The sequence below is a fragment of the Neobacillus niacini genome (assembly GCF_023715415.1).
GTDB classification, from domain to species: domain Bacteria; phylum Bacillota; class Bacilli; order Bacillales; family Cytobacillaceae; genus Neobacillus; species Neobacillus niacini_C.
Window position 1 is genome coordinate 1 of the sequence record NZ_JAMBOB010000075.1, and the last position, 379, is coordinate 379.

Sequence of the window (379 nt, forward strand, 5' to 3'; positions counted from 1 at the left end):
CGTTCGTCCTGAGCCAGGATCAAACTCTCCAAGAAAGTTGATATAGCTCATTTGTTACGTTGGCTTAGCTTTTATAAAAAGCTAAAAAATTGTTTGTTGACGTTCTTGTTTGTTTAGTTTTCAAAGAACAATTAATAGTAAGTTTGGAGCGGGTGATGAGAATCGAACTCACAACATCAGCTTGGAAGGCTGAGGTTTTACCACTAAACTACACCCGCATATATTAAGATTATTAAGATTATTAAGATTGACTGGTCGGGAAGACAGGATTCGAACCTGCGACCCCTTGGTCCCAAACCAAGTGCTCTACCAAGCTGAGCTACTTCCCGTAAAATATGGCGCGCCCGAAAGGAGTCGAACCCATAACCTTCTGATCCGT

At 41.7% G+C, this 379-nt stretch carries 2 tRNA genes; both read right to left on the reverse strand.

The window, feature by feature from the left end:
• Nucleotides 1-144: 144 nt before the first annotated feature.
• A tRNA-Gly gene (locus tag M3189_RS26620) sits at nt 145-218 on the reverse strand.
• A 34-nt stretch (nt 219-252) separates the two neighbouring features.
• Nucleotides 253-329, reverse strand: a tRNA-Pro gene (locus M3189_RS26625).
• Between the last annotated feature and the right edge of the window lie 50 nt (nt 330-379).